This is a genomic window from Kitasatospora sp. NPDC057015, from assembly GCF_042673745.1.
GTDB lineage: Bacteria > Actinomycetota > Actinomycetes > Streptomycetales > Streptomycetaceae > Kitasatospora.
In genome coordinates this window covers 1-23,314 of sequence record NZ_JBHUSG010000014.1, presented here as the reverse complement: position 1 = coordinate 23,314, position 23,314 = coordinate 1, and the positions used below count along the sequence as shown (strand labels likewise).

The 23,314-nt window shown below is 71.4% G+C and carries 19 protein-coding genes; 12 read left to right on the top strand and 7 right to left on the bottom strand.

Annotated features, from left to right (window positions below):
* The first annotated feature begins 249 nt into the window (after window positions 1-249).
* The 3 genes from ACFTWP_RS16150 to ACFTWP_RS16140 all read left to right on the top strand — a co-directional run bounded on the left by ACFTWP_RS16150 (window position 250) and on the right by ACFTWP_RS16140 (window position 4,578).
* On the top strand, window positions 250-1,476 hold the full coding sequence (locus ACFTWP_RS16150) for a ricin-type beta-trefoil lectin domain protein (protein ID WP_380265171.1): 1,227 nt from the start codon (window positions 250-252) through the stop codon (window positions 1,474-1,476).
* A 123-nt stretch (window positions 1,477-1,599) separates the two neighbouring features.
* Window positions 1,600-2,748, top strand: a complete 1,149-nt coding sequence (locus tag ACFTWP_RS16145; protein WP_380265170.1) for a LamG domain-containing protein — start codon at window positions 1,600-1,602, stop codon at window positions 2,746-2,748.
* 96 nt (window positions 2,749-2,844) lie between these two features.
* Window positions 2,845-4,578, top strand: a complete 1,734-nt coding sequence (locus tag ACFTWP_RS16140) for a hypothetical protein (RefSeq protein ID WP_380265169.1) — start codon at window positions 2,845-2,847, stop codon at window positions 4,576-4,578.
* Window positions 4,579-4,647: 69 nt separating this feature from the next.
* Here the strand turns inward: ACFTWP_RS16140 and ACFTWP_RS16135 are convergent, their stop codons facing one another.
* Window positions 4,648-5,142, bottom strand: coding sequence for a GNAT family N-acetyltransferase (locus ACFTWP_RS16135; RefSeq protein WP_380265168.1), 495 nt, complete (start codon window positions 5,140-5,142; stop codon window positions 4,648-4,650).
* 355 nt (window positions 5,143-5,497) lie between these two features.
* Here ACFTWP_RS16135 and ACFTWP_RS16130 point away from each other — a divergent pair, with 355 nt between their 5' ends.
* Complete coding sequence (locus ACFTWP_RS16130; RefSeq protein WP_380265167.1) at window positions 5,498-6,475, top strand: helix-turn-helix domain-containing protein; 978 nt, start codon at window positions 5,498-5,500, stop codon at window positions 6,473-6,475.
* 61 nt (window positions 6,476-6,536) lie between these two features.
* Here the strand turns inward: ACFTWP_RS16130 and ACFTWP_RS16125 are convergent, their stop codons facing one another.
* From ACFTWP_RS16125 to ACFTWP_RS16110, 4 genes are all read right to left on the bottom strand, one after another.
* The gene (locus ACFTWP_RS16125) at window positions 6,537-7,289 is read right to left on the bottom strand and encodes a histidine phosphatase family protein (protein WP_380265166.1); all 753 of its coding nucleotides are present in this window, start codon (window positions 7,287-7,289) and stop codon (window positions 6,537-6,539) included.
* Window positions 7,290-7,406: 117 nt separating this feature from the next.
* A complete protein-coding gene (gene mctP, locus ACFTWP_RS16120; protein WP_380265165.1) occupies window positions 7,407-9,023 on the bottom strand; it encodes a monocarboxylate uptake permease MctP in 1,617 nt (538 codons plus the stop codon).
* Window positions 9,020-9,313, bottom strand: a complete 294-nt coding sequence (locus ACFTWP_RS16115; protein ID WP_380265164.1) for a DUF3311 domain-containing protein — start codon at window positions 9,311-9,313, stop codon at window positions 9,020-9,022. Before ACFTWP_RS16115 ends, mctP begins: the two co-directional genes overlap by 4 nt.
* 326 nt (window positions 9,314-9,639) lie before the next feature.
* Complete coding sequence (locus tag ACFTWP_RS16110) at window positions 9,640-10,428, bottom strand: GntR family transcriptional regulator (protein ID WP_380265163.1); 789 nt, start codon at window positions 10,426-10,428, stop codon at window positions 9,640-9,642.
* A 335-nt stretch (window positions 10,429-10,763) separates the two neighbouring features.
* Between ACFTWP_RS16110 and ACFTWP_RS16105 the strand changes: the two genes are divergently transcribed.
* From ACFTWP_RS16105 to ACFTWP_RS16075, 7 genes are all read left to right on the top strand, one after another.
* Complete coding sequence (locus ACFTWP_RS16105) at window positions 10,764-12,032, top strand: extracellular solute-binding protein (RefSeq protein ID WP_380265162.1); 1,269 nt, start codon at window positions 10,764-10,766, stop codon at window positions 12,030-12,032.
* A 166-nt stretch (window positions 12,033-12,198) separates the two neighbouring features.
* Window positions 12,199-13,221 carry a carbohydrate ABC transporter permease gene (locus tag ACFTWP_RS16100; protein ID WP_380265161.1) on the top strand — a complete coding sequence of 341 codons (1,023 nt, stop codon included), beginning with the start codon at window positions 12,199-12,201 and terminating at the stop codon, window positions 13,219-13,221.
* A complete protein-coding gene (locus tag ACFTWP_RS16095) occupies window positions 13,218-14,045 on the top strand; it encodes a carbohydrate ABC transporter permease (RefSeq protein WP_380265160.1) in 828 nt (275 codons plus the stop codon). The genes ACFTWP_RS16100 and ACFTWP_RS16095 overlap by 4 nt, the downstream gene beginning before the upstream one ends.
* Window positions 14,046-14,050: 5 nt before the next feature.
* A complete protein-coding gene (locus ACFTWP_RS16090; RefSeq protein WP_380265159.1) occupies window positions 14,051-15,604 on the top strand; it encodes a glycoside hydrolase family 3 protein in 1,554 nt (517 codons plus the stop codon).
* A 387-nt stretch (window positions 15,605-15,991) separates the two neighbouring features.
* Window positions 15,992-17,302, top strand: a complete 1,311-nt coding sequence (locus tag ACFTWP_RS16085) for an extracellular solute-binding protein (RefSeq protein ID WP_380265158.1) — start codon at window positions 15,992-15,994, stop codon at window positions 17,300-17,302.
* A 253-nt stretch (window positions 17,303-17,555) separates the two neighbouring features.
* Window positions 17,556-18,617: an SIS domain-containing protein gene (locus tag ACFTWP_RS16080; protein WP_380265157.1), complete on the top strand. Its 1,062-nt coding sequence runs from the start codon at window positions 17,556-17,558 to the stop codon at window positions 18,615-18,617.
* Window positions 18,618-19,158: 541 nt separating this feature from the next.
* On the top strand, window positions 19,159-20,679 hold the full coding sequence (locus ACFTWP_RS16075; RefSeq protein ID WP_380265156.1) for a sensor histidine kinase: 1,521 nt from the start codon (window positions 19,159-19,161) through the stop codon (window positions 20,677-20,679).
* A gap of 504 nt (window positions 20,680-21,183) precedes the next feature.
* On the opposite strand, the gene ACFTWP_RS16070 is transcribed toward ACFTWP_RS16075, so the two are convergent.
* Together ACFTWP_RS16070 and ACFTWP_RS16065 are read right to left on the bottom strand one after the other, a co-directional pair.
* On the bottom strand, window positions 21,184-21,435 hold the full coding sequence (locus ACFTWP_RS16070; RefSeq protein ID WP_014138019.1) for a WhiB family transcriptional regulator: 252 nt from the start codon (window positions 21,433-21,435) through the stop codon (window positions 21,184-21,186).
* A gap of 372 nt (window positions 21,436-21,807) precedes the next feature.
* Window positions 21,808-22,779 carry a diacylglycerol/lipid kinase family protein gene (locus ACFTWP_RS16065; protein WP_380265155.1) on the bottom strand — a complete coding sequence of 324 codons (972 nt, stop codon included), beginning with the start codon at window positions 22,777-22,779 and terminating at the stop codon, window positions 21,808-21,810.
* Window positions 22,780-22,829: 50 nt separating this feature from the next.
* Here ACFTWP_RS16065 and ACFTWP_RS16060 point away from each other — a divergent pair, with 50 nt between their 5' ends.
* Window positions 22,830-23,255: a hypothetical protein gene (locus ACFTWP_RS16060; RefSeq protein WP_380265154.1), complete on the top strand. Its 426-nt coding sequence runs from the start codon at window positions 22,830-22,832 to the stop codon at window positions 23,253-23,255.
* Window positions 23,256-23,314 lie beyond the last annotated feature (59 nt).

Sequence of the window (23,314 nt, the reverse complement as noted above, 5' to 3'; positions counted from 1 at the left end):
GTGACAGTCACGTGGCTCCCTCCCCAGAAACCGTATGGAAGTGTGCTGAATCCCCCGGCAACCGCCTTCGAGGTCGGCCGCGCGGACGTCAGGATCGTACGGGAAGTCCCCTTGCCAAATCTCGGCTGCCCGGCTGCCGGCCGCCTGCAACCGGGATTGAGTTCCGATCGTGATGTGGAGGGGGTTCACAGGTAGGTTGAGCGCTCACCACCGCCGGAGGGCGGTCGACGAGGAGTAGGGAGGGGCGGCGTGGACGGCAGCACCGCACGGTTGGTGTGGGGGGTGCGGGCGCTGGTCTCGTACGGCACGGCGGCGGCGTTGCTCGTCGGGTGCACGAGTCAGGCCGCCCCGGCGCCGGCGCGGTCGGCTGCCACGGCGGCGGCCGCGCCGACGGAGAGCGGGTCCGTCAGCCTCTGCTCCTCCCCGCAGGTGCCCTTCCCCAAGCGGCCGGTCGACGGCGGCACGAAGATCATCGAGCCGAACCCGTGGAACACCTCCGGCGCGGTCTGCCTGGACACCCCGGGGGACACCGGGTTCACCGTGGCGGCCCTGCGCGACTTCGCCCCGAAGACCCCGCTCGCTCCCGGCGCCTACCCCAACATCTCCACCGCCCCCGGGGCCAGCGGACTGCCCGTCCCGGTGAGCGCGCTGGGCGACGCGACCAGCGACTGGGACGCCTCCGCCCAGGCGACCGGCTCCTTCAACCTCTCCTACGACCTCTGGTACGGCTCCAGCCCGGACAACTGCGTGCCCGGCGAGAGCGCGGAGGTGATGATCTGGCTGGACGCCACCGACAGCGTCCGGCCGGCCGGGAAGAAGGTCACCGACGCCCTGACGGTCGGGGACACCGAGTACGACGTGTTCCAGGCACCCATCACCAACCCGCACAGCGTCATCAGTTACGTGCGAACGGTGCCCACCCACAGCGCCCACGGCCTGAACCTGCGGCTGTTCACCGCGGACGCGATGATGCGCGGCTACGTCCCGCCCGGCTCCTACCTCTGCCGGGTGCAGGCCGGCTTCGAGATCTGGAGCGGCGGAGTGGGCCTGCGGTCCTGGTCGTTCGCGTTCCACAACCGGGTCGGACTGCCGGCCGGCGAGCTGCCGGCCGGGGCTCCCGGCATCTGCCTGCGGCACGGCGGCGGCGGCCAGGCGGGCACGCCGGTGACGGTCGGCGCCTGCGGTGACCCGGCGGTGTCGACGAACTGGACGGTGGGCAACGACGGTTCGCTCCGCGGCGGAGCCGCCTGCCTGGCACCCTCGGCCGACGGCACCGCGGCGGCCCTGGCCCAGTGCACGGGCGCGGCCGCCCAGCGGTGGGCGGCCGGCAGCGGGCAGAGCCTGGTCCACCTGGAGTCGGGCCTCTGCCTCGCGACCGCCGGCAACTCCCTGGCGGCGGGCACGGCGGTGACCCTCAAGACGTGCAACGGCGCTGTCTCGCAGCACTGGAGACTCCCCTACAACGGACAGGCCTAGGGCCTGTCCGGCCATTCCCGCCGCGGGTGCGACGCGAGTTGACGGGCAGGCTCCTGCGGCGCCGCCGGGCGCCGCAGCACCCCCCATGGGAGTTGCGCAAGCCATGCCTTACCATTCCGACACATGAGCGATCGACCGGTACCGACTGGCGAGCCGGACCAGACCCCGGGGTGGCCCCCGCAGCAGCCGCCGATCGGCGAGGTCGGCGCCGGCCCCGGCGTGCCGCCGCAGCCGGGTCCGCCGGGTCCGCCGGCCGGAGCGTTCGGTGCCGCCCCCGGCATGCCCCAGCAGCAGGCACCGGCCGGAGCGTTCGGCGCACCGCAGCCGTACTGGCAGCAGGCCGGGTTCCCCGCGCAGACGCCCACCGGGCCCGACTGGGAGGCGCTGGCCGCCAGCAACGAGCAGCAGCAGCGCAAGCGCAAGCGGCTCAGGATCATCGGCGCGGCGGTGGCCGTGGTGGTCGTCCTCGGCGCCGGCGGCGCGGCCTTCCTGCTGACGCGTCACGACTCGACCGGCGGCGGTCCGGTGGCCGACGGCTCCAAGAGCCCGGTGGCGGAGGGCTCCAAGACCCCCGGCAAGACGGCGAGCGGCTCGCCGCGCACGATCCCCGGCCCGACGACCGTCGGCTCGCTCCCGGCCGCCAAGGGGACCACCGCGCTCGGCCTGGGCGCCGACGCCAAGACGGGATCGGTGGCCGGGTTCCCGGGGCCGGTCCTCAAGCTGCCCAGCGGGCAGAACTCCTTCGCCCAGAGCGCCAAGGCCGTCGTCGACACCGACAAGAGCTTCACCGTCTCCGCCCGGGTGTTCGTGGACGTCCCGGCCGGAACCCGCAGCGCGGTCAGCCAGGGTGACGGCTCGTACTACTCCTTCGCGCTCGGGCGCGGTAGCTCCGACGGCCGCAACCTCTGGTACTTCAAGGTCCAGCTGCCCGGCGGCGGATCCGCGGTGGCCTACTCCAAGGGCGACGCGACGGTCAACCAGTGGGCGCTGCTGACGGGCGTCTACGACGCCTCGGCCAAGCAGATCACCCTCTACGTCAACGGCGCGGCCCAGGCGTCCGCTCCGGCGACGGGCGTCCAGAGCAGCGGCGCCGACCTGCTCCAGGTCGGGCGGCTGAGCTCGAACTCGCAGTGGAGCGACCCCTGGCACGGGGCGGTCGCGGACATCCAGGCCTGGGACCAGGTGCTGCCGGAGGCCGACATCGTCAAGATCGTCGCCGGCTCCAGCTCCCCGCCGGCCGTCCCGCCGACGGCGGCCTGGCTCACCGGCTGAGCGGACTCCGGCGGGCCCGATCGCCCGCCGGGGCACACCCACGGCGCCGGGGCGGACGATCCGCCCCGGCGCCCACCCGCGTGACGAGCCCGACGCGTGCCGTACGGGCGCGACGTCCTGAACGAGGAGCAGTTCCAGATGAGTGCCGACGGCCGTTGGATCCGGCCCGAATCCACCCGGCGGCCGGTACTCCCCCCACCGGGGGCGCGGCAGCCGGGCGCGGCCGGCCCCGGCGTCCCCGGCCCCCGGGCCGCCGAGTCCCCGGTCGCCGCCGGGGCCTCCTCCGGCCGGCGCAGACGGACCCCGGAACGGGTGGCGGGCCCGCCCCGGCCCGCCCTGCGGGCCGACCTGCTGCCGCTGCTCGCCGTCCTGCTGGTCCAGGGCGCCCTCTCGTACCACCTGCTGGGCAGCAACACCGCCTTCGTCGACGAGGGCACCTACATCTACGCCGGGTACCAGGAGTTCGAGAACCTGGTGCGCGGAACTCCGGTGGCCACCTACGAGACCTTCTTCTCCGGCTCGCCGCTGATCTACCCGGTGGTCGTGGCCCTGGCCGACATGTTCGGCGGACTGACCGCCGCCCGGCTGCTGAGCATGGCCTTCATGCTCTCCGCCACGGTGGCCGTCCACCTGGCCACCCGGCGGCTGCACGGCTCGCTCGCGGCCTTCTGCGCGGCGGCCTGCTTCGCCGCGCTCGGGCCCACCCAGTTCCTGGGCGGGCTGGCCACCTACGACTCGATGGCGCTGGCGCTGCTCGCCTGGGCCGGCTACCTCGCGGTGCGGCTCACCACCGGCGGCGGGTATCCGAGCATGGTGCTCGCCGCCCTGCTGCTGGCGCTGGCCGGCTGCACCAAGTACGCCGCGCTGCTCTGGGTGCCGGTGGTGCTCGGCATCACCGTCCTCGCCGGGCCGGGCGGCGCCCCCCGCCTGTGGTTCCGCTGGAAGCGCGGACTGCAGACGATGCTGGTCTTCGTGGTGGCGCTGGCCGTCGCGGCCCTGATCGCCGGTGAGAGCTACGTCAACGGCTTCAACCACACCACCCTCAAGCGCGCCCCGGGGCACGACGCGTACGGGTACGTGGCCGGGGAGGCCGCGAAGTGGGTGGGCGCCCTGCTGGTGCTGGCCCTGATCGGGGTGCTGGTGCAGCTGGTGGCCGCCCGCCGCCGCGGTGAGAACGCCTGGTCCGAGGCGTGCCTGGCCGCGGTGCTGCTGGTGGGCGGTGTCCTCGCCCCGGCGAACCAGATCCGCATCCACACCTGGCTGTCGCTGCAGAAGCACGTCGACTTCGGCGCCTGGTTCGCGTGCATCGTGGTGGGCGCCCTGCTGGCCAGGGTGGTGGTCGGGCTGCGGAGCCGGGTGCACGTCACGGCGGGCGTCGTGGTCGCCGCCCTGGTGATCGGTCCGCTCGGCTACGCGGGCGCCGCCCAGGGCCGGACGATGTACGGCGAGTGGTCGAACACCAAGTCCTTCGTGGCGGCGCTGGAGCCGTACATCCGCAAGGGCAGTGACAAGTACCTGGTCGAGAACTACAACGTCCCCGCGTACTACCTGCGGGAGTCGAGCAACTGGCAGCAGTGGCACGACCTGGTGGCGGTCTACCGCAAGGACCCGGACACCGGCAAGCAGCAGGTCGGGGTGCCCGCCATCCAGGCCGGCATCGAGGCGCACGAGTGGCAGGTGGTGGTCCTGGACTTCACCCAGACCGGCGCCACGGACAAGGCGATCCAGCCGACGCTGAAGAAGGCCGGGTACCGCGTGGTCACGGTGGTCAAGAGCGGTGAGCACGGGCAGTACACCATCTACGTGGCGCCCGGGTACGACAAGAAGTAGCCCGCGCCCCGGGGCCGTCGGGAGGTCCGACGGCCCCGGGGCGACACGGCGCGGGCGGCTCGGCCCCGGTCAGAGGTCCATCGCGTAGACCAGCAGCCGGACGCCGGGGCGGACCTCCCAGTCGCGTTCGGGGGCGCGCCGGAAGCCCAGCCGCTCGTACAGGCGGTGCGCGGAGGTCATCGACGGCCGGGTGGAGAACGCCATCCCGCTCAGGCCCAGCTCCCGGCTGCGCGCGATCGCGGCCCGGACCAGCCCTTCGCCCGCGCCCCGGCCGCGGGCCGCGCCGCCCACCGCGAGCATCCGGATCTCGCCCTCGTGCGGTTCGGCGATGTCGGCGAACGCCGTCCCGCCGACCGCGAAGGTCACGCAGCCGAGCAGCCGTCCGTCTGCCGGATCGACCGCGACGAGGAGGTCCGCCTGCTCGAAACGGGGGCGGGCGTCGAGGAGCTGGGCGGCGTAGGGGCCGTCGGCCGGACTGTGGCCGTCGCCGACGAAGGCCTCGTGGGTGACGGCTCCGACTGCTTCGAGGTCCGATTCGACGGCTCGGCGGATGACGATGTCCATGCCGTCAGTCTGCCGGAGGGCGGGACGGCCGCGACGGGGAGGGGGTCGGCCGGCCGGTCGGCGGCGGGTAGCCGGTCGGGGAGGTCGGGGTCGGCGGGATAGCCGGTGGGCCGGTGCCAGTTGTCGCGGCCGTGCCGGCCGTTGCGGTCCTGGTCGCGCCCGACCAGCACGCCGAGCAGGCCGAAGCCGCCGACGGCACCGAGGAGGGCGAGCGTGTCCGTGAGCGTCGAGGAGTCCATGGCTCCACCTTGGCGGGCGGCCCGGTCCGCTACGAGTGGCAGGAATGCCCAATCACATCGAAATACTGCCAGCGAATCCCTGGTGCCCGCCCGGCCGGCACGGCATCCTGGACGACATGCTCGACAACGTGGTGGTGGTGGTGCTGGAGGAGGTCCATCCCTTCGAACTCGGCGTGGCCTGCGAGGTCTTCGGCCTGGACCGGAGCGAGGAGGGCCTGCCGGTGTACGAGTTCGCGATCGCCGGCGCCGCGCCGGGGCCGCACCGCACCCACGCCGGCTTCACGATCGACGTGCCGCACGGCCCCGAACGGCTGGCCGGGGCGGACCTGGTGGTGGTCACCGCCACCGGGCTGCGCGACTCCTACCCGCCGGCCCTGATCGAGGCCCTGCTGGCGGCCGTCGAGGGCGGCGCCCGGGTGCTCTCCATCTGCAGCGGAGCCTTCCTGCTCGGCGCGGCCGGGCTGCTCGACGGCCGCCGCTCCACCACCCACTGGCGGTACGCCGCCGAGCTCGCCCGCCGCCACCCGCTCACCACCGTCGAGCCGGACGTGCTGTACGTGGACGAGGACCCGGTGATCACCTCGGCCGGTACGGCGGCCGGCATCGACGCCTGCCTGCACCTGGTCCGCCGGGTGCAGGGGGCCGAGGTGGCCCGGGGGATCGCCCGCCGGATGGTGGTCGCCCCGCACCGGGAGGGCGGCCAGGCGCAGTTCGTCGCCCGGCCGCTGCCCGAGGAGGACGGCGACTCGCTCGGCGGGCTGCTCGACTGGATGCGCCACCACCTCGACCAGGAGTGGACGGTGGACCAGCTCGCGGCCCGCGCCCACATGTCCCCGCGGACCTTCGCCCGGCGCTTCCAGCAGGAGACCGGCACCACCCCGCACCGCTGGCTCACCGGGCAGCGGGTGCTCCTCGCCCAGCGCCTGCTGGAGGGCACGGACGAGCCGGTCGACGCCGTCGCCGCCCGCTGCGGGTTCGGCAACGGCGCGACCCTGCGCCACCACTTCGGCCGCCGGCTGGGCACCACCCCGCTGGCCTACCGCCGGGCCTTCGCCGGCGGCTGGCCGGCCGAGGCGGCGGCCCTGCGGGTCTGACCGGCCCTGCTCCTGCGGCGCCCGGGCGCCCGCCGGTCCGGCCCCCCGGTCGCCGCGCGGTTCAGCCGCCGGCCGCCAGGTGGCCGGTCCCGTTCCACTGCTCGGCCCGCAGTCGGCCGGCCCGGGCGCGCCAGACGCTGGTGGAGCAGTTGCGGACCTGCTCCAGCTCCAGCAGCTGCTGCTCGGTCAGCCGCTCCACCGCGTAGCGCAGCATCAGCACGGTGCAGTCGTGCGCGACCACCAGCACCGGGTTGCCGTCCTCCTGCTCGCACAGGTCGCGCAGACAGCTGCGCACCCGCAGCGCGACGTCGGCCCAGGACTCCCCGCCGGGCGGCCGGTAGTACAGCTCGCCCATCTTGCGGCGCCGGGCGGCCTCCTCGGGGTGCTTGGCCTCGATCGCGGCTGCGGTCAGCATCTCCAGGATCCCCAGTTCGCGGTCCCGCAGGCGTTCGTCGAAGCGGACGGCGAGCGAGATCGGGACGGCGCCGAGCCCGGCGGCCTGGGCCAACGCGATCCGGGCGGTCTCCGCGGTGCGGACGTAGGGCGAGCACCAGACGCTGCGCGGGCGGTCGGCGGCGGGCAGGGCGGCCCACCAGCGGCCGAGGGCGTGGGCCTGCTGCTGGCCGTGCATGGAGAGCGTGATGTCGGCGTCCCGGCAGTTGATCGGCACGCTCAGCGCGCCCGCCGCCTCGGCGAGCTGGAACTCCACGTTGGCGGTGGACTCGCCGTGCCGGGTGGCGATCAGTACGGAGGGCAGCCGCTGGTCCGGCGTGCTCCGGTGCTGGCCGTTGAGAGTGGTGCCGAGTTCTGCCATGTCCGCTTCTCCCCGTGGTCGTCGAGTTCTCGGACAGCCGTTCATACATATGATCGCGCCGTCACCTCCAGTGTTCACGGAGGTGACGGCGCGATCACAGGGCGCGCGCAGGGCGTATCAGTGCGCCGCCGCGGGAACCGGCGCGTTCTGCACCTTCGGGTCGCCGGCCTCGGCGCCGTAGTCGTCGGGCCGGGTCTCGTCGGCGCCCACCGGGGCCTTCAGCGCCCGCAGCACCAGCGTCAGCACCACGGCCACCGCGAGGTTCAGCACGAAGGCGGTCAGGCCGATGTAGCCGATCTCGCCGATCACCGGGATCTCGGCCGCGCTGCCGCCGAAGTGCTTGGTCGCGGGGCTGGCGATGCCGTAGGCCTTCCAGGTGCCGTAGGCCATGCCGGCGGCCCAGCCGGCGAACAGCGCCCAGTGGTGGAACCAGCGGGTGAACAGGCCGCCGACGATCGAGACGAAGGTCTGCAGGATCCACAGGCCGCCGAGCAGCTGCAGGTTGATCGCGGCCTGCTTGTCCATGGTCAGGACGAAGGCCAGGGCCCCCACCTTCACCAGCAGCGAGGCGAGCTTGGCGACCCTGGTCTCGTCGGCCGGGGTGGCTTCGGGCTTGAGGAACTGCTTGTAGACGTTGCGGGTGAACAGGTTGGCCGCCGCGATCGACATGATCGCGGCCGGCACGAGCGCACCGATCCCGATCGCCGCGAAGGCCACCCCGGTGAACCAGTCCGGGAACATGTTCTCGAACAGCTGCGGCACCGAGAGCTGCGCGTTGAAGCCCTTCACCCCGCTGCCCACCCCGGCCGCGATGGCCATGAAGCCGAGCAGCGCCAGCAGGCCCAGCATCAGCGAGTAGGCCGGCATGATCGCCATGTTCCGCCGCACGGTGTTGCGCGACTTGGAGGCCAGCACGCCGGTCACCGAGTGCGGGTACATGAACAGCGCCAGCGCCGACCCCAGGGCCAGCGTGGCGTACGTCCACTGCTTGTTCTCGGCGAGGACCAGCGAGCCGGCGGACTTGGGCGCGCTGAACTTCTGCGCGGCGGTGTCGAAGATGTGCCCGTAGCCGCCGAGCCGCATCGGGATGTAGATCACCGCGACGATGATCACGATGTAGATCAGGGCGTCCTTGACGAAGGCGATCAGCGCGGGCGCCCGCAGCCCCGAGGAGTAGGTGTACGCGGCCAGCACGCCGAAGGCGATGAACAGCGGCAGGTCCTTGACGAACCAGTTGCTGCCCGCGCCGCCGCCCACCCCCAGCACGTCCAGCACGGCCTGGATGCCGACCAGCTGGAGCGCGATGTACGGCATGGTCGCCAGGATCCCGGTCAGCGCCACCACCAGCGAGAGCGCCTTGGAGCCGTACCGCCCGCGCACGAAGTCGGCCGGCGTCACGTACCCGTGCACCCGGGAGACCGACCAGAGCCGCGGCAGGAAGAGGAAGACCAGTGGGTACGCGATGATCGTGTACGGCACCGCGAAGAAGCCGGCCGCACCGGTGGCGTACACCGCGGCCGGGACGGCGACGAAGGTGTACGCGGTGTAGAGGTCGCCGCCGAGCAGGAACCAGGTCACCCAGGTGCCGAAGCTGCGGCCGCCCAGACCCCACTCGTCGAGGTGCAGGGCGTTGTCCGCCCTGCGCCAGCGGGAGGCCATGAAGCCCATCACGGTGACCAGCAGGAAGAAGAGGACGAAGACCGCCAGGGCGGTCACGTTCACGCCGTTGTTCATCGCGGCCCACCCGCCCTCGCGGCCTTGCGGGCCTTCTCGTCGCGGTTGATGAGCAGGTAGGCGGCGAAGGTGAAGACGGCCGAGACGGGCACCCACAGCAGCTGGTACCAGTAGAAGAACGGCACGCCGCCGACCTCCGGGTCGGCCTTGGTGTACGAGGACACCCAGAGCATGGCGACCACCGGGACGGTCAGGCTGAGTCCGGCCAGTACGCGCTCGGGGGTCACGGCGGGCAGTGGTGCGGCCGGCCGTTCGGGTAGTGGTTCTTCGACTTCGAGATCTGAGGACATCTGCGGCTCCGGCTGAAGAGGTGTCACCTCGTCGGCGCCGCAGTCCCGGGTGCGGGGGCACCCTGAACCCGCCGAGCAGCACCTCTGGTGATCGGCAGTCACTACAGCTGCGGAATGTAGAGCACGGAGTGACCTGTGTCACCCGATTCACGGAACCCGCCCATCATCCGGCCCTGCCGGGGGCGCGCCCCGCCGCATCGCGCCTGGTCCGCGCGCTGCGAACGCGCCGGCGCGCGGACCTCGGGAAGAGATCCGCGCGCCGATGTGTGCGTGGGGTGTCCGGCCGTGCGCGGCCCGCGACGGGCCGGGGCCCGGCGCCGGGCGGGCTACTCCGGACGCTGCAGGCGGGTGATGAACTTGTAGCGGTCGCCGCGGTAGATCGAGCGCACCCACTCCACGGGGGCGCCCTCGGCGTCGAAGGAGTGCCGGGAGAGCTGGAGCATCGGCAGGCCGAGGTCCGAGCCGAGCAGGCCGGCCTCGCGCGGGTTGGCCAGCGTGGTCTCGATGGTCTCCTCGGCCTCGGCCACCGTGACCCCGTACACCTCGCGCAGCGCGGTGTAGAGCGAGTTGTGCTTGACCAGGTTGCGGCGCAGGGCGGGGAAGCGCTTGGCCGACAGGTGGGCCACCTCGATCGCCATCGGGTCGCCGTTGGCGAGGCGCAGGCGCTCGATCCGCAGCACCCGCCCGCCGGGCTTGATGTCCAGCAGCGGGGCGAGCCGGTCGTCGGCGGTGATGTAGCCGACCTCGATCAGCCGGGAGGTGGGCTCCAGGCCCTGCGCGCGCATGTCCTCGGTGTACGAGGTGAGCTGCAGCGCCTGGGCGACCTTGGGCTTGGCGACGAAGGTCCCCTTGCCCTGGATGCGCTCCAGCCGGCCCTCGACGACCAGCTCCTGGAGGGCCTGCCGGACGGTGGTGCGGGAGGTGTCGAACTGGGCGGCGAGGGCCCGCTCGGGGGGCACCGGGGTGCCGGCCGGCTGGGTCTCGGTGAGCTGGAGCAGGTGCCGCTTGAGGCCGTAGTACTTGGGAACGCGGGCACCGGAGACGCCCGGCTGCACCGGGAGGCTCTTCACCTGGGGGTCGTTCACCTGGGCTGTGCTGCCCCCGTCGCTGGTCATCGGCCGTCTCTCCTGCTCCTCGCGGAACCGCACCGGCGCCGCCATCTTGTTCAACGGCACACATCGTTGCATGTATGCCCGGGGAACGAATACCTCATCACACGATGAACGATGAGCGGTGTCGGCTTGATAACAGGTGCTCCGGATTGGTCCGAGGACCGTTGACACGCCCATTGGTCTAGGCCAAGCTCCAGGCAGTTGGTCTACACCACTGCAGGCCAGCAGCTATGAATCCCAACCCGTCCCATGGGTCCGCGGCACCATTCCTACCGCTTTGCGTGGGTCTGCCGTTGCCACCGATGGGGGGAAACCCTGGCATCCCTCAGGAGGATGGCGTGAAGCGTCAGCTCATCGCGGCGGTCGGCGTCGCAGCAATGGTCGTCGGCCTGGCGGCCTGTGGCTCCGACGGCAAGAAGGCCGATGACGCGGCCAAGCCGAAGGACTACAACGGCAAGACCCTGACCGCGTGGTTCATGGACGGTTCCGCGTCGCAGGCGTGGCAGGACGGTGTCAAGGCGGACTTCGAGAAGGAGTTCCCGGGCGCCAAGCTCAACATCCAGATCCAGAAGTGGGACGGCATCGGCCCCAAGGTCACCACCGCGCTCTCCGAGGGCTCGGTCGACGTCCTGGAGCTCGGCAACACGCAGACGGCCGGCTACGCCGCGACCGGCGGCCTCGCCGACCTCACCAAGGACAAGGCCACCCTGGGCGGCAACGACTGGGCCGCCAACCTGAACGAGTCCTCCGTGCTGGAGGGCAAGCAGTACGCCGCCCCGTGGTACTTCACCAACCGCTCCGTCATCTACAACAAGGAGCTGTGGACCAAGGCCGGCATCGCCGCCCCGCCGAAGACCCTGGACGAGTACTACGCCGACCTCGAGAAGCTCAAGGCGACCCCGGGCGTCTCGCAGGCCATCTACCTGCCGGGCCAGGAGTGGTACACCTACTTCGGCCTGATCACCAGCGAGGGTGGCAAGCTCGTCAAGAAGGACGGCGACAAGTACGTCGGCAACCTGTCCTCCCCCGAGGCGAAGGCCGCGTTCGCGACCTACCAGAAGCTCGCCAGCTTCTCGTCCGCCCCGAAGGACAAGGACGAGGCCAACCCGCAGCAGATGACGCTCTTCCCCAAGGGTGACATCGCCTCCATGATCGGCCTCGGCTGGGAGGCCCCGGCGGCCAAGGACATGACCGCCGACAAGTGGGGCGTCTTCCCGCTCCCGGGCAAGACCGCCGACAAGCCGTCCGGCGTGTTCCTCGGTGGCTCCAACCTGGCCGTCGCCCAGGCGAGCAAGAACCAGGACCTGGCCAAGGGCTTCCTGAAGATCGCGCTCTCGGACAAGTTCGAGGGCCAGGTCGCGGCCTCCGGCCTCATCCCGAACAAGAACTCGCTGAACAGCCAGGTCGTCGGCGACTTCGCGAAGGCGGCCCTGGCGGCCTCCGTCAACGGCGCCACCACGCCGAACATCGCGGCCTGGGCCGGGGTCGAGAACAACCCGAACCCGATCAAGGAGTTCATGACCGCCGTGCTCCAGGGTGGCGACTACGACGCCACGGCCAAGAAGTACGACGAGGAGATCACCAAGCGCCTCGCGGCGAAGCAGTAAGACTGAGCGGCGGGGGGGGGGGGGCCGCCCGCCCCCCCCGGGCCGGGGGCGCGCGCCCCCCCCCGCGCGGCGCGGGGGGGGGGCGGCGCGAGGCCAGGAGGATGCCCCCGTAGGTGCCCTTGGCCATCATCGCGTCGATGGTGCGGTTGGTTAGGAAGAGAGAACGATGGCTGTGCATTCGGAGCGGGTGCAGACACGGTCCCCGGAATCAGGGAAGGCTGACATGGCCGCCACTGAGCAGATCGCCCCGCCCGCCGCGGGCGGCACCCCCACGAACGGCAGACCCCCGGCCGGTCCGAGCCTGCTGACCCGCAGCGCGCCGTACCTGCTGCTGCTGCCGGCCGTCCTGGCCACCCTGTTCCTGCTCGGCTACCCGCTGCTCAAGACGGTCCTGGTCTCGTTCCAGAACCTCAACAGCCGCCAGCTCGTGCAGCACCTGACGGAGTGGAACGGCTTCGAGAACTACACCGACCAGCTCTCCAACGGTGAGTTCTGGCACACCACGGGCCGCTCGATCGCCTTCACCGTCGTCAACGTCGTACTGATCATGGTCGGCGGGACGCTGGTCGGGCTGCTGCTCAACCGCCTCGGCAAGTGGATGCGGCTCTTCCTCTCCGCCTCCCTGATCCTGGCCTGGGCGATGCCGATCGTCGCCAGCACCACCGTCTACACCTGGCTCTTCGACCAGAAGTACGGCGTGGTCAACTGGCTCCTGGACAAGCTCGGCTTCCACGGGATGCTCGACTACAACTGGTTCAGCGGCCAGTACTCGACCTTCTTCGTGATCATCCTGCTGATCGTGTGGGGCTCGATCCCGTTCGTGGCCTTCAACATGTACGCCGGCCTGACCACCATCCCGACCGAGCTCTACGAGGCGGCCCGGATGGACGGCGCCGGCTCGTTCAAGATCTTCAGCTCGGTGATCTTCCCCAGCCTGAAGCCGTTCTTCCTGGCCACCACCTTCCTTGAGGTCATCTGGGTCTTCAAGGCCTTCACCCAGGTGTTCGCCATGAACATGGGCGGGCCCCAGCGGCTCACCGAGACCCTCCCCGTCTACGCCTTCATCGAGGGTGTCAGCAACAACCACTACGGCACCGGATCCGCGATCGCCGTACTGACGATCCTGATGCTCGGCGCGCTCATGGCGTACTACTTCCGGATCATTCTGAAGCAGGAGGACGAGCTGTGAGGCGCTCGATCATCGGACGCAGCTGGCCCAACGCCATCGCCGTGGTCCTCTTCGTCTTCTTCATCTTCCCGGTCTACTGGATGGTCTCCACGGCCTTCAAGCAGAACACCGACATCATCAGCAAGACCCCGGTGTTCGTGCCGCTGAACGGCACCCTGGAGCACTTCGACCGGGCCGTGCACGCCGACGGCTTCTGGACGATGGTCGGCAACAGCTTCGTCGTGACGGTCGGCGCTGTGCTCGCCTCGCTGGTGATCGCCACCCTGGCGTCCTTCGCCGTCGCCCGGATGAAGTTCCGCGGCCGCAAGACCTTCGTGCTGGTGATCATGGCGGCCCAGATGGCGCCCTGGGAGGTCATGACGATCTCCGTCTACCTGATCGCCCGCGACAACGACATGCTCAACAGCCTGCTCCCGCTGACCATCTTCTACATGATGATGGTGCTGCCCTTCACGATCTGGACGCTGCGCGGCTTCATCGCCGCCGTGCCGAAGGAGCTGGAGGAGTCCGCGATGGTGGACGGCTGCACCCGGGTCCAGGCCTTCGTCAAGGTGGTCTTCCCGCTGCTCGCCCCCGGCCTGATGTCGACCTCGCTGTTCGGCTTCATCACCGCCTGGAACGAGTACCCGCTGGTCCTGATCCTGAACAAGCAGGGCGGCCAGACCCTGCCGCTGTGGCTGACCGGATTCCGCAGCGCGTTCGGCGACGACTGGGGCGCGACCATGGCGGCCTCCTCGCTGTTCGCCGTGCCGGTCCTGATCCTGTTCGTCTTCCTGCAGCGCAAGGCCGTCGGCGGGATGACCGCCGGCGCCGTGAAGGGCTGACGACCGTGAGCATCCTGATCCCCAGCGGCACGGTCAACGACCAGCTGCACCGCGACGCCCTGGCCGTGCTCCAGCCCGGCTTCGTGGGCACCACGCCGCCCGACTGGATCCGCCGGCACCTGGCGGCGGGCCTCGGCTCGGTCGCGCTGTTCGGGCGCAACGTCACCGACACCGCCCAGCTGGCCGAGCTCACCGCCGCCCTGCGCGCGGAGAACCCGGACATCCTGGTCGCCATCGACGAGGAGGGCGGCGACGTCACCCGCCTGGAGACGGGCTCCGGCTCGTCCTGGCCCGGGAACCTCGCGCTCGGCGCCGTCGACGACCCGGCGCTGACCCGGGACGTGGCCCGCGAGCTCGGCCGGGCGCTGGCCGCCTGCGGTGTGAACTACAACTGGGCGCCGTCCGCGGACGTGAACTCCAACCCGGGCAACCCGGTCATCGGGGTCCGGTCCTTCGGCGCCGACCCCGAGCTCTGCGCGCGGCACACCGCCGCCTGGGTCGAGGGCCTCCAGTCGGTGGGCGTGGCGGCCTGCGCCAAGCACTTCCCCGGCCACGGCGACACCGCCGTCGACTCGCACCACGGCCTGCCCGTGGTGGACGTCGACGTGGACCTGCTGCGCTCGCGCGACCTCGTCCCGTTCAAGGCCGCGATCGCGGCCGGGGCGAAGGCCGTGATGACCGCCCACATCATGATCCCGGTGCTGGACCCGAGCCTGCCGGCCACCCTCAGCAAGGCCGTGCTCAGCGGCCTGCTGCGGGCGCGCCCGGAGGACGGCGGGCTCGGCTACGACGGCCTGATCGTCACCGACGCGATCGAGATGGGTGCCATCGCGGACACCTACGGCACCTCCGAGGGCACCCTGCTGGCCCTGGAGGCCGGTGCGGACGCGATCTGCGTGGGCGGCGAGCACGCCGACGAGGAGACCGTCCTGCACCTGCACGACGCGATCGTGGCGGCGGTGCGCACCGGCCGGCTCTCCGAGGAGCGGTTGGCCGACGCCGCCGACCGGGTCCGCCGGCTCGGCAGCTGGGCCAGGATCGAGGCCCAGGGCGAGCGCCTGGAGCCGGACCTGTCGATCGGCCTGCAGGCCGCCCGGCGGGCCCTGCGGGTGGTCCGCGCCCCCGGCCGTCCGGTCGCCCCGGTGACGGACCGTCCGTACGTGGCCTCGTTCTCCCCGCAGGCGAACGTCGCGGTCGGCGACGAGACCCCGTGGGGCGTGGCCGGCATGCTCGCCGCGCGGCTGCCCGGCACCCGGGCGGAGAACTTCGGCCCGGCCGACGCCGCCCCCGAGCTGCTGGACGCCCTGGTCGCCGAGGTGCTCGCGGGCGCCCAGGACCGCCGGCTGGTGCTGATGGTCCGTGACGTGCACCGGCACGACTGGATGTCCGCGGCGCTCGGCAGGCTGGTGACGGCCCGTCCGGACGCGCTGGTGGTCGAGATGGGCGTCCCGCAGGCCGCTCCGGTCGGAGCGCTGCACATCGCCACCCACGGCGCCGCCCGGGTCTGCGGACTCGCCGCGGTGGAGGTGCTCACCGGCCAGCCGCAGACGGCTGGCTGACGAAACGTCTCATTCAGGCCAGGGGCCGTCGGAGGATTCCTCCGACGGCCCCTGGCCCGTTTTGGGCGCTGTGTGACCTTCCTCCCATCGTCGCGTGACGGTGTTCCCTCAAGTGAGCCTTAAGCCTGCCTTAAGTTCTACTCATGGTGATCAGCCGGCGACTACGGGCAACGGCTCACAACAGGTCTGCAACGGCGGGTTGTCATAGGCCATTTGAGCGTTGACACCTGGAGTGGTCTAGGCCAAGCTCCAGGAATCTGGTCTGAACCAATCCTGGCCGGATGTGGTATCGACCCTCCCAGGCGCCGCGCTGCCCACCTCGGTGAAGCAGGTGGCTCGATCACGCCGTCGGTGGGCACAGGTTTTTTGCACCCTCGGGAGGATGACGTGAAGCGTCAGCTCATGGCGATGTTCGGGATCGCGGCGCTCGCCGCGTCGGTCGCTGGCTGTGGCTCGGGCGCCAGGTCGGCGCAGGACGGGGCCACCAAGGCGGCGGACCCGAAGGAGATGACGGGCACCGTCACGGTCTGGCTGATGAACGACGCCCAGACCAGCTGGCCGGAGCTGGTGCAGCGGGTCAACGACGAGTTCGCGGCCAAGTACCCGAAGGTCACCCTGAAGCTGGCCTACCAGGAGTGGACCCAGAAGGTCGCCAAGCTGGACGGCGCGCTGGAGCAGGGCACCGTGCCGGACGTGGTCGAGCTCGGCAACACCGAGACCATGAAGTACATCCTCAACGGCGCGCTCGCACCGGTCGACAAGACCACCTTCGACAACTCCGACAACTGGGTCCGGGGTCTGGTCAACACCTGCACCTACCAGGACAAGCTGTTCTGCGTGCCGTACTACGCCGGCGCCCGGGTGGGCATCTACAACTCGGCGATGTTCCAGCAGGCCACCGGCGCGGCGGACCTCCCGCAGAACGAGGACGACCTCCGGGCTGCGCTCGACAAGGTCCAGGAGAAGAACAAGGCCGACAAGACCTTCTCCGCGCTCTACCTGCCCGGCCCGTACTGGTACGCCGCGATGTCCTACGTGGCCGCGTACGGCGGAGCCATCGCCCGCTTCGACAGCGCCGGCAACTGGCACGGGACGCTCAACGACCCCAAGTCCCAGCAGGGCGTCCAGCACTTCGTCGACCTGGTGCAGAAGTACAACCACAACGACCTGACGGTCAACGAGAGCGCCCAGGGCACCGTCTTCGCCCGCAAGCACGCCGCCGTGCTCTACGGCAACGGCTGGGAGGCCGGCAGCGCCGTCGCCCCCGTCACCGGCGACCCGACCCTCAAGGACGCGGTCAAGGTGGCGACCATGCCCGGCCCGGGCGGCAAGCCGCTGCCCTCCTTCATCGGCGGCTCCGACCTGGCCGTCACCGCGAAGTCGCCGGTCCGGGACCTCGCCGCGGACTGGATCCGGATGTTCACCAGCACCAAGTCCGAGCAGTACCTCGCGGACAAGGACATCCTGCCGAACAACCTGAGCCAGCTGGAGCCGCTGAAGAGCAAGCCCGCCACGGCGGCCGCGGCCAACGCGGTGCCGGACGCCTGGTTCACCCCGCTGGCGCCGGGCTGGGGAGCGATCGAGAAGCAGAACGTGCTGGTCAACATGCTGAACTCGATCTTCAAGGGCAAGTCGGTGGACCAGGCCACCAAGGAGGCCGACGCCCAGATCAACCAGCTCATCAACACCCCGGGCTGACGCCCCCGCGCCCGGCGCGGCCGGCCTCGGCCGGGCACCCCGGGCGCGTCCTGGAGCCGTCCGGCACGACCGGGGGCGCCGTCCGTGAGCACCGTCCGAAGCCCCGGACGGTGCTCTCGGATGTGCCGGGCCGGAACGCCCCCGTAGGATTGCAGCGCAATCACCGCAGCGAGTGTGCGGACTCGCCGCCGTAGAGGTCCCCGCCGGGCAGCCGCCCGGTCGGGGTTGAACCATCTCATCGGAGGCACCCCAGATGTCCGACCCGCAGACCCTCTCGGCCGTCCCCGGCCGGATCATGGCGGCGGAGATGGCCGAGCAGCCGGCCGTCCTGCAGCGCATCCTCGACGAGGGCGCCCCCAGGATCCGGGACATCGCCGCCGAGATCGCGGCCCGCAGCCCGCGCTTCGTCCTGCTGACCGCGCGCGGCACGTCCGACAACGCCGCGCTGTACGCGAAGTACCTGATCGAGATCCTGCTCGGCAAGCCCGCCGGCCTCACCTCGATGTCGACCACCACCGCGTACGGCGCCAAGCCGGACCTCACGGACGTCCTGGTGATCACCGTCAGCCAGTCCGGCGGCTCGCCCGACCTGGTCGCCTCGACCAAGGCGGCCCGCGAGGCCGGCGCGATCACCCTGGCGGTCACCAACAACGCGGCCTCGCCGCTGGCCGAGGTGTCCGAGTTCCACATCGACGTGCTCGCGGGGCCGGAGAAGGCGCTGCCCGCCACCAAGACCTACACCGCCGAACTGCTCGCGCTGTACCTCCTCGTCGAGGGCCTGCGCGGCGGGGACGGTTCGGCCGCCAAGGCCCTGCCGGGGCTGGCCGCCGGCATCCTGGCCCGGCAGGGCGAGATCAAGGCCCTGGCCGAGCGCTACCGCTTCGCCCAGCGGCTGGTCATCACCTCGCGCGGCTACGGCTACCCGACCGCCCGCGAGGCGGCCCTCAAGCTGATGGAGACCACCTACATCCCGGCCTCGCCGTTCTCCGGCGCTGACCTCCTGCACGGCCCGCTGGCCATGGTGGACAACGTCTCCCCGGTGATCGCGATCGTGCCGGACGGGAAGGGCGGGGAGGCCCTGCAGCCCGTCCTGGACCGCCTGCGCGGCCGCGGTGCGGACCTGGTGGTGGTCGGCCAGCAGAACCAGGTCGACGCGGCCTCCGCGGGCTTCGCCCTGCCCGCCGGCGTCCCCGAGGAGGTGCAGACGATCCTGGAGATCCTGCCCCTGCAGCTGCTGGCGTACGAGGTCACCATCGCCCGCGGCCAGGACCCGGACGCTCCGCGCGCCCTCGCCAAGGTCACCGAGACCCACTGAGGCCGGCTGGGCCCGGCCCGCGGCGGCCGTCACGACGCGACCCCCGTCCACAGCCTGTGGACGGGGGTCGCGTCGTCGAGTGCGGCACCACCGGAAAGCACTACGGGCCACGGCGCCGACACGGGACCCTCAACCCTCCCTCCTCGCCGCCGGCGACGGTGGGGGTACCCCCGGCCGGAGGCTGGGGGAGGGCCCATGGCACCGCAGCCCGGAGCTGTCGTCGGACGTCGCGGTGGTGGGAAAAGCACTACGGGCCACGGCGCCGACACGGGACCCTCAACCCATGCGGCACCGCAGCCCGGAGCTGTCGTCGGACGCCGGGTGTGACCGAGAACTGTGCGGGGTCCTCGCTCGGCGGTGTCCGACCGAGGAGCGGCCGCGCGCGGTCAGGGCAGTTTGCGCGGGGGGCCTCTCCTTGGTGCATCTTCATTGTGGACTAGACCAATCTGGCTTGTCCAGAGTGGTGCCGGAATTGGTCTGGACAACATGGCGCGGGGCTCCGACAGGGCCCGCCGGCGGCGCTGGCACTACGCTCGGCCCTGTGCCCTCGCTGAATGAACTCGTCCGCCGCCACACCACCCTGACCGGTGCCGATGTGGAGTGGCTCCACATGCTGGTCTCGGAGTGGCAGCTGCTCTCCGACCTCTCCTTCGCCGACCTGGTGCTCTGGATCCCCACCTGGGACGGCATCCGGTACGTCTCGGTGGCCCAGATGCGGCCCAACACGGGCCCGACCTCGTACCAGGACGACATGGTCGGCCACCTGGTGCCGCGCGGCCGGCGCCCGCTGCTGGACGCCGCCTTCGACGAGGGCCGGATCGTCCGCGAGGGGGACCCGGAGTGGCGCGAGGAGGTGCCGGTGCGGGTCGAGTCGATCCCGGTCCGGCGCGAGGGCAAGGTGCTGGGGGTGATCGCCCGCAACACCAACCTGCTGACCGTCCGCACGCCCAGCCGGCTGGAGCTCACCTACCTGCAGAGCGCCTCGGACCTGGCCCAGATGATCGCGGCCGGGTCGTTCCCCTACCCGGGCGTGGAGCAGACCGACATGGACGCCGCGCCCCGCGTCGGCGACGGCCTGATCAGGCTCGACGCGGACGGCATCGTCACCTACGCCAGCCCCAACGCCCTCTCCGCGTACCACCGGCTCGGGCTGACCACCGACCTGGTCGGCAGCCACCTGGGCCGGACCACTGCCGAACTGGCGCCGCCCTCGCGCGGCGCGGTGCACGAGGCCCTGGTGAAGCTGGCGAGCGGCTGGGCGCCCCGGCAGACCGAGGTGGAGGCGCAGGGGGGAGTGGTCACCCTGCGGGCCATCCCGCTCAAGCCCAAGGGGGTGCTGACCGGCTCCCTGGTGCTCGCCCGCGACGTCACCGAGCTGCGCCGGCGCGACCGGGAGCTGATGACCAAGGACGCGACCATCCGGGAGATCCACCACCGGGTGAAGAACAACCTCCAGACGGTGGCGGCCCTGCTGCGGCTGCAGTCCCGCCGGATGGACTCGGACGCCGGGCGGGCCGCGCTGGACGAGGCGGTGCGCCGGGTCGGCTCGATCGCGATCGTGCACGAGACGCTCTCGCAGACCCTGGACGAGCGGGTCGCGTTCGACGAGATCGCCGACCGGGTGCTGGCGATGGTCATGGAGCTGTCGCAGGACGGGCGGGTGGCCACCCGGCGCAGTGGCAGCTTCGGCATCCTGGCCGCCGAGGTGGCGACGCCGCTGGCGATGGTGCTCACCGAACTGCTGCAGAACGCGCTGGAGCACGCCTTCGGTGGCAAGGACGCCGGGAACCTGGAGGTGAGCGCCCTGCGGGGGCGGGCGCCGGCCACCGGCATGGGGTGGTCGGACAGCTGGAACGGCGGGGCGAAGCCGGAGGAGTACCTGCTGATCACGGTGCAGGACGACGGCCGGGGGATGCCCGAGGGGTTCGATCCGCAGCAGGCCGGCAACCTCGGCCTGCAGATCGTCCGGACGCTGGCGACCGGCGAGCTCGGCGGCACCTTCGACATGGTGGCGGCGCCGGAGGGCGGCACCAAGGTGGTGCTGGAGATCCCCGTGCGCTGAGCCGCGATGGCCGGGGGCGTTCGGCCGGGGTCGCCCGGTCGGACGCGGGCCCGGCGGGTGCGGGTCGACCGGGCGGACGGCCGCCCACGTGCGGGTGAACAGCACGTGGACGAAAGGAAGTTGGGGGCGCGCACGGAGTGGTCGGGCGCCCCTGGGGGCCGGTGGGCGCCCGGCCGCAGAGACGAAAACGAGGCCCTGTCGACCGGGGGGGGTGGGTCGACAGGGCCTCTCAACCCGTTCCGGCCGTCGGGGGGAGTCGGCCGGAACGGGGGCTCTGGGTGATGCGACGTTCACCGACGCGTTGCGCACGGTGAGCGCCCTAGGCCCACAATATTGCTCTCAGTGAGCAGTATCAAGTACCTGGGCCGCTCGGCGTCGCGGAACCTCACCGGAGTGCGGTCCCTCATACGGAAGGCTTCGCCAGAAGAGGCAGGGAAGCCCTTGATCATGGGTTGATCGGGTCGTGCGGCCGCCGGGTGGCCCGACGGCTGATCATGCTTCGGGTCAGGCGGTGCGGGCGCGGTTGCGGGCAGCACGGCGCTTCATCGCGCGACGCTCGTCCTCGCTCATACCGCCCCAGACGCCGGCATCCTGGCCGGTCTCAAGAGCCCACTGCAGGCACTGCTCCATTACGGGACAGCGGCGGCACACGGCCTTGGCTTCCTCGATCTGCAGCAGAGCAGGACCGGTGTTCCCGATCGGGAAGAAAAGCTCCGGGTCCTCTTCGCGGCAGACAGCGCGGTGGCGCCAGTCCATGGTCGTCCAACTCCTCCTGCCGGCAGGCGGTGGCCCGGCCGGCGCAATCGATGGGCTTGTGAATGTGAACGCTTTCACGAATCCCTCAACAGCAAAAGGGACCAAAGGCCCATCGGGCCCGGGTGGTCTGTGCTGGGGTGGGGTTCGGGTGATTCAGGGGAAGCGCCCCGGCTGCGTTCGTCAGACTCTGACGTTTACCGCCGTTGCGATGCGTCCCGATCGCCATGTAGAGGTTCGCAAACCTCGGGCCCGGATACAACCCCCTTCGAGCAGGAATTTTTGATTCTTCGGTGTCGCCTAGCTCACAGCCCGTACTTCTATGGAGTGAAGGGGGCTTGTGCGTTCGAGAAGAAGGGTGAAACCCCCTTCCGGTCACACAATCACACGCAGTGCCCGCCGAACGCCTGTGAAACTGACGCGACTCCTGTCTCCAAGGTGGTCCCCGTCGACCTGAAACGGGGCCGGTTCCTGTGAAACCAAGGTGAAGTGACGGACGTCGTGATAGGAGACGGCGTGCCTGCCGATCGGGCCCACGGCCTGGGCGTCGTCCTTCGAAGGCGTGTGTGACCGCAGGATCTGACGGACCGTTCGAGCGGTTCCGAACGCCGTCATCCGGGTGATGCCGAAGACGTCCAAGTCCGTGTCGAAGGAGGCGAGCGGGGAGGGGTAGACCGGCCGGTTCCCGAGGAAGGTCCACGGCGAGGTGTTGCTGACTATGGTCAGGACGAGGCCCGGGGTCGGTGCGCGGCCCGGAATTTCAAGGGTCACCGGGCCCGCACGGCGGTGTTCACGCTCGGTGACGTAGTGCCGCAGTGCCTGGCCCACGTACAGCGCGTGGGTGGACTTGCGCCCCGCCCTGCGCTGCTCCTCCACCCGGCCCACCACGCCGGCGTCGAAGCCCAGCCCCGCCGTGAAGGTGAACCAGCGGTCGGGCAGGCCCTCGGTCATCGCCTTGCCCAGCCCGACCGGACGCTCCCGGCGCTGCTCCAGCGCGTCCAGCAGCACACCGGTGGCCTCCACCGGGTGGTTGGGCAGTCCGAGCGCGCGGGCGAACACGTTCGTGCTGCCGCCGGGCACCACCGCGAGCCGTGGAACCCGCTCGCCCGGGCCGTGCGCCAGCAGCCCGTTCACGACCTCGTTGACCGTGCCGTCGCCGCCCAGGGCCACCACGAGGTCCACCGCGCCGTCGTCGGCCGCCTGGCGGGCCAGGTCGCGGGCGTGCCCCCGGTACTGGGTGTGGGCGACCTCCAGCTTGAGGTCGCTGCGCAGCGCATGGGTGAGGACATCCCTGGTGCGGGCACTGGTGGTGGTCGCCTTCGGATTCACGACCAGGAGAGCGCGCATGAACCCAGCCTACGGGTCGGTACGCGGGAGGCGGCGGCTACCCTGCTTGGGTGACCGCAGAAACCGCCGGCGCGACGCCCGCCACCGCCACCCGCCCCACCTCGCTGACCGTGGGTGCGGCGATCGCCGCGCTGCAGGGCGCAGCCCTGGTCGTCTGGGGCGGCTACGACATGATCGCCGCGCTGGTGGGCGACCCGATCAACCGGGGGCTGAGCGAGTTCGGCGGTCTGGTGATCGTGCTCCTCGGGGTGCTGCCGCTGCTGGCCGCCCGGGGCCTGCTGCGGCTGCGCAGCTGGGGCCGGAGCCCGGCGGTGCTGACCAGCTCGATCTGCCTGCCGGTCGCCTACTACATGTGGCAGGCCGGCGGGGTGATGGCCGCCCTCGCCGTGGTCGTCGGCCTGCTCGGGATCGTCGGCATCGGGGCACTGCTGAACCCGACCGTCACCGCCGTGCTGTACCCGCCGCGCGAGGGCTGAGCGGCCCCCGAGCGGCCCGTGGGACGGCGAACGCCGGCACACCCGAGGGTGTGCCGGCG